This is a genomic window from Methanoregula sp., assembly GCF_002835825.1.
Lineage (GTDB): Archaea > Halobacteriota > Methanomicrobia > Methanomicrobiales > Methanospirillaceae > Methanoregula.
Map to the genome: position 1 here is coordinate 1 of NZ_PIZH01000112.1, position 6,069 is coordinate 6,069.

Here is a 6,069-nt window from a genome sequence, read left to right on the forward strand (position 1 = left end):
TTCTCCCCGACATAGGCATAGAATGCCATGGTCAGGACCATCCACCATACGCAGGACCGGAAGAACATATCGGACTTAGGAGTCGTTGCCTGTGCTGCTTTCAGCTGACTGCTGCTCACCAGGGCAAGGTCCTCCACGGTCAGGGCGGACCGGCGCAGCCGCAGGACATTTTTCGCACGCCGGTATATAGAGGAGAGAGCTGTGCCGGAAATGAGGATCTGGACCGTCCCGATGAGTGCCAGGATGAAGATCGGCAGTTCATAGAGCAGGTTCAGGGGAATATAATAAAACCAGGGCCCGCCAAGGCGCTGCTGGTTGTGCATGTCAGTCCAGTGCTCTACGGCCTTATACCATCCCGTGGTTTTCATATCGAAATGGAATCCGGTGGGGCTGATGACAGTATCCTTCCCGATGATTGTGTCCGGGTGGCCCCCGAATCCCGTATAGAGCGTGCAGCAAAGTGCGATCACGAGAAGAATACATATGATAAGGTCCTTTTTCCACGGTGCCGGCAGTGAGATACGTTTCTGCCAGAGTGAGATGAGGAAAAACGATCCGATAATGATCAGAATGACCGGCATCTCCTCCTTGCAGCAGAGGGCACCTGCTGTTGCTATCGCGGCGATGATGGCAAACCGGGATTGTTTCCGTTCGAAATAATAGAACAGGGCAACAACGAGAAGGAAAGTAAAGAACAGCATGAAGATGTCGTGCCGGAGGAACCGTGAAAAATAGACCATGTCAGGAGATATGGCGATAAACAGGGCGACGAGCAATGTCTGGTTTTTACTGATGTATCCAAGCCGGTAAATTGCGTAAACGAGCGGGATTAGCAGGAGGCCGAACAATGACGGGAGCAGCCTTGCCACCAGGTCGGAAGCGCCGAATGCCGAGAACCTCCCGGCGGTTACATAATAGAGGAACGGCCCGTGATAACTCGGGTCATATGCCCAGGTACTCTCTGTCAGTAATTTGTAGGAGAACCATGAGTGAATAGCCTCGTCATGGTGCAGGAGCTTGAGGTCAAGCAGCAAGAACCGGAGAGCAAATGCTATGACAAGAAGTATGAGAAAAATTCGCTCGAAGGTAAAAAAAGTTTTGAGTCTTTGAGAAAAAAGAGCGGCCTGCTGCACGCCGCACCTTCAACTCTCTAAGACAATCTCAATGCCGATATCCTTTGGCACCTGGATGCGCATCAGCTGGCGAAGAGCACGCTCATCCGCATCGATATCAATAAGGCGTTTATGGACACGCAGCTGCCAGCGGTCCCATGTTGCAGTCCCTTCTCCATCAGGGCTCTTGCGGATTGGTACGACCAGTCTTTTGGTCGGGAGCGGTATCGGGCCGGCCAGATTAACACCTGTGCGTTCTGCAATCTCCCTTATCCTGTCACAGACCATCTCTACTTTCTGAAAGTCGGTTCCTGTCAGGCGAATTCTGGCTTTCTGCATGATCCCCACCAAAAAATTAGAGCATCTGTTTTGCCTTGATGGCAATGCACATGCCGGCTGCAATCGTTGAACCCATATCGCGGACGGCAAACCTGCCGAGCTGCGGGAGCTCCTTGACATTCTCGATGACCATCGGCTTTGTCGGCTTGATGACAACAATAGCTGCATCTCCTGACTTGAGGAAGGTCGGGTTCTCTTCCTTGACCTGTCCGGAGCGGGGGTCGAGTTTCTTCTGGAGTTCCATGAAGGTGCAGGCGGTCTGGGTGGTGTGGCAGTGGAAGACCGGGGTGTAACCGACGGTCAGTGCGCTCGGGTGCTGGAGCACGACGATCTGTGCAGTGAACTCATCTGCAACGGTCGGGGGTGCTTCTGCAGGGCCCATGACATCGCCGCGGCGGATGTCGCCCTTGCCGATACCACGGACGTTGAAACCAACGTTGTCGCCGGGAAGTGCCTGCGGGATTTCTTCGTGGTGCATCTCGATGGACTTGATTTCACCAACCTTGTTGGCGGGCATGAAGTTAACTTTCATTCCCTTCTTGACGATACCGGTCTCAACACGGCCTACGGGCACGGTGCCGATACCGCTGATGCTGTAGACATCCTGGATGGGCAGGCGCATGGGCTTGTCGGTCGGTTTCTCGGGCTCCTTGAAGAGGTCGAGTGCCGGGACGAGTGCCGGACCCTTGTACCAGGGAGTTTCGGGGCTGTTGGCCTTGATATTGACGCCCTGAATTGAACTGATCGGGATGAACTGGGTCTCTTCAGGCTTGTACCCGACCATCTTGATGAGGGTGGACATCTCGGTCTTGACTTCGTTGAACCGCTTCTCATCGTACTTAACCATGTCCATCTTATTGATGGCGATGATGATCTGGGTGATACCGAGGGTCCTTGCAAGGAAGACGTGCTCCTTGGTCTGTTCCATCGGGCCGTCGGGAGCTGCAACAACGAGCACTGCTGCGTCTGCCTGCGATGCACCGGTGATCATGTTCTTGACAAAGTCCCTGTGCCCGGGGCAGTCTACCACGGTGAAGTAGAACTTGGGGGTGTCGAACCTCTTGTGAGCGATATCGATGGTGATACCTCTCTCACGCTCTTCCTTGAGGTTGTCCATAACCCATGCAAATTCGAAGGTTGCCTTACCCTTGGATTCAGCCTCCTTACGGTACCCTTCAATGATGTGGGCCGGTACAGCGCCGGTCTCGAACATCATCCGTCCGACGGTAGTTGACTTTCCGTGGTCGATGTGGCCGATGACGGCCAGATTCATGTGAGGTTTGTCAGATGCCATTTATATGATCCTCCAAAACATAGAGACTGTCCGCTTACAGTCTGGTTATGCGAGTATTACTTATATGAGACCCAACTATTTAAAATATTTCGATTGATCGGGCGCTTTTTACGATGGTGACAATTACATCGGCAGCATCATATCAGATCGAAAAAGATCACTTCTCATGAAGTCATTGCCATTCCAGCGTGATGAGAAAAAAAGCCGGGTGACTGTAGCCTGTGCCGATGGAGATGTCTCCGTGTACAGCCGATGCGCGTATTGTCAGCACTGTAAGGGTGTAAGGGCAGCGAATCGTGTTGTCCCGACACCTCAGATGCAGGCACTCAGTGATGTCCGCAGGGGAGTTGCATCGGATGACAATCTCATGAACGCTGCGATGATGTTCAATACGCTTGTCCGGGATGGTTTAGGAATCGAATGCGATGATGATACTAATGAGGGATTTCTGGGATTATATTGATCCGAAATCAAATTTCCCGGTTGTATTGATCAAAAATCAGGAGTCTTTAAAAAAATGCTGCAGGGACATTATCAGTCGTGATCTTTTTTCGTAAGACTATCATTTGTCCTTTTTTTTAAAGAAAGTGTCCGCTGATCACAGTAACGGATAAAACGGATCACACTATCTGAAAACCTGCGTGAAACATGAGGAACGAAAGCCGGTAACCGTGGCTATCTCTTGTATGTCTCCGCAGGGTTTGCAGATCCCCGGTTGCCTGAAGATTTTCAGGGCATCTTCTGTGCTCATCGGGATGTTTTTCATGATGTCGGGTTCCTCTCAAACAGGGGAATCCGGGCCCCAGCGGGATTGGCGCTTCACGCTTTTACATTCAGCCTCCAAAAACCGGTGCACTTTTGCTCAGCAAAGTGAAATTACGTGTATATCTTGGAGATTTTCGAGGAGTGGATAAATAACATCGACATATAGCACGCTAATGTGCGCTAATGGAACGCTAAAGTCAGCGGCATGAGGGATAGAGCATGGTCTCACTGAGAGAAATGGGGATGAAGGGCACCGTTCAGGACCACCGTACAGGTATCAGAGCAGCACGATCCCGACGATCACGAGAGCCCGCGTTATCTCATTGGACGCACCGACAACATCCCCATTCACTCCCCCGAACAGCCGTTGGGATACGGCGAGCAGCAGTACCGGGCAGAGGATCATCAGAAGAAACGCTCCGAATATCTTTACAGGAGCAATGGGGAGGAAGATGAGCGGCAGGCAGAGCAGGAAAGAAATTGCCGGGAAATAGGATCGGGAAAACCCGTGCAGATAACTCTGCATGCCTTCATGGAATGGTGTACCGTACGCGGTCAGGAACGCCATGGAGAACTTTCCGCAGACCTCGCCGATTATCAGTGCGGAGATTATTGAAGTGGATTCCTGCAGGCCGGCAAAGAGGAGGAGCGTAGTAATTATCGCGAGTGCAACCGCACCGGCTCCCACATTCCTGTCGGTCAGTGCCCGTACCCGTTTTTCCCTGTCCCCGTGTGCCATCAGCCCGTCGCCAAAATCCATCAGGCCATCGAAATGATGGGCTCCGGTGATCAGGATGAGAAGCGCAATCGCAACTGCCGCGGCAATCGTTGCATTCGTGATGAAAAAGACCGGCAGGGCAACCAGAGCACCGATCACATATCCGGCAACCGGGTACAGATAGGAGTGCCGGGCGAAATGTTCGAGATCCTGCGCTTTTCCAAGAGGGAGTATTGTGGTGAACTGGAGCAGGGAAAGAAGTGTCTTCATAGTGATTCGGAATAGAGCCGCGATGTGCACCCGGCAATCAGGCCGGCGATTGCATCGTCAAGGAACGGCCCGAGATGTGCAAGGATACCGGGTTTTTTCTGATCGTAACGGGTAAACTCAAAACGGGCATACGTGCCACCAATACATTCGGCAATTGCCATGCCGAGGATCTCATCGCTGAGCAGGAAAATGGGATCATCAGCGATCTCGGAATTTTTCCGTTTTGTGTACAGCTCGTCCTCAAGAAGGATTGCACCAAGAAGCAGGGAAGCAACATTAGGATCGTCAAGGTATTTTTTTATTTTTTTCTTGAGTTCCCAGGCAGCCTGGTCATCAGGCATGCCGTGGGAGACGTACAGGCCCATTGCTGCAGAGACCATGTCATCGATGGTGATGCCCAGTTTCTGGAGCCTTTGTTCGATCTCAAACATGTCATTAGGTGTTGTGATGACAGGGGTATTATATCGTTGTGGATTATCCCGCAAGCGATAGATTCAATGTTGTACGGAAGAAATCCGGTACTCTGATTGTTATGGCGTTTGTCTCAGGAAACGTTTACCCCTCCTTCAAAAAACCGCTTTTTTGCGGTATTCTTGCCAATACGCTCCTCTCCACGGTACCCGGAGTTTCCGGTGCCGGCCCCAGCCCCGAAAAAACACTCCTGACTCCAATCCTTGATGCTGAACTGATAGCAACCGGGAATGTGACCAGCTATCCCTTCAAGCCCAATACACCGACCGGTTGTCCAACCCCGTCTACCATCACCCGGGCAATGCTTTCCCTATGCGGACTCCCGCCATTTTTTGTCAACGCAGGTCTGCGGCATACCCCGACCGTACCCTGCTATGATCTGTACGGGCAGGTGGGAGAGGATCCGCGAACACGCGATGCAGTCCCCAACGTACATGCGCTCTTTGGGCACGGAGCATCATTGGGGAGATTCTTTTCCCGGACCTGCGATTTCCTGGTTGTTGCAGAATGTGTGCCGGGGGGAACAACCACGGCACTCTGTGTTCTGCGGGCATTGGGATACGATGCTTCTGTAAGCAGCAGTTTTGTAAAAAATCCGGTATCGATAAAAGAGGAGATCTGTTCAAAAGCGCTCGCACGGCTATCTTCCGATAAGATCACGAATCCCCTTGATATTGTACGGTATGCCGGGGACCCCATGATGCCGGTAGCAGCGGGAATACTTACAACATACACGGGGAACCTCCTCCTTGCAGGTGGCACCCAGATGTTATCGGTAGCGGCACTGGCAAAGGCACTCGGCCAAAAACCTCCGGCCATTGTCACGACTTCCTATGTTCGCGATGATCCTACTGCGAATGTTACGGATCTTGCTGACCGGATCGGCTCCCCAATGTATTATGTCGATCCCGGGTTTGGGGATCTTGGCCATCCAGGCCTGGCACGATATTGTATCGGGGAGGTCAAGGAAGGCTTTGGCGATGGAGGGGCAATGTATCTTGCCCATCTCATGGGACACCCTGAAGCGGAGATCCGGGAAAAAATTTTATCTGCAGCACATGCCTGCAGCTGAGCAGTCTTATACGATTCAAGAAAAAAGA

6 protein-coding genes are annotated in these 6,069 nt (G+C 52.1%); 1 reads left to right on the forward strand and 5 read right to left on the reverse strand.

Features of this window, described 5'->3' with window-relative positions:
* From CW742_RS05600 to CW742_RS05620, 5 genes are all read right to left on the reverse strand, one after another.
* On the reverse strand, positions 1-1,034 hold a 1,034-nt coding region (locus CW742_RS05600), incomplete at its 3' end, for a flippase activity-associated protein Agl23 (protein WP_292417647.1).
* Positions 1,035-1,142: 108 nt separating this feature from the next.
* Entirely contained in the window at positions 1,143-1,451 is a 309-nt protein-coding gene (gene rpsJ, locus CW742_RS05605; protein ID WP_015286469.1) for a 30S ribosomal protein S10, read from the reverse strand.
* Between the two features lie 16 nt (positions 1,452-1,467).
* Positions 1,468-2,745 carry a translation elongation factor EF-1 subunit alpha gene (gene tuf / locus CW742_RS05610; RefSeq protein WP_292417655.1) on the reverse strand — a complete coding sequence of 426 codons (1,278 nt, stop codon included), beginning with the start codon at positions 2,743-2,745 and terminating at the stop codon, positions 1,468-1,470.
* A 1,042-nt stretch (positions 2,746-3,787) separates the two neighbouring features.
* Complete coding sequence (gene cobS, locus CW742_RS05615) at positions 3,788-4,498, reverse strand: adenosylcobinamide-GDP ribazoletransferase (RefSeq protein ID WP_292417658.1); 711 nt, start codon at positions 4,496-4,498, stop codon at positions 3,788-3,790.
* Positions 4,495-4,929 carry a phosphatidylglycerophosphatase A gene (locus CW742_RS05620; RefSeq protein WP_292417661.1) on the reverse strand — a complete coding sequence of 145 codons (435 nt, stop codon included), beginning with the start codon at positions 4,927-4,929 and terminating at the stop codon, positions 4,495-4,497. The genes cobS and CW742_RS05620 overlap by 4 nt, the downstream gene beginning before the upstream one ends.
* 101 nt (positions 4,930-5,030) lie before the next feature.
* Between CW742_RS05620 and cobT the strand changes: the two genes are divergently transcribed.
* The gene (cobT, locus tag CW742_RS05625) at positions 5,031-6,041 is read left to right on the forward strand and encodes a nicotinate mononucleotide-dependent phosphoribosyltransferase CobT (RefSeq protein WP_292417665.1); all 1,011 of its coding nucleotides are present in this window, start codon (positions 5,031-5,033) and stop codon (positions 6,039-6,041) included.
* Positions 6,042-6,069 lie beyond the last annotated feature (28 nt).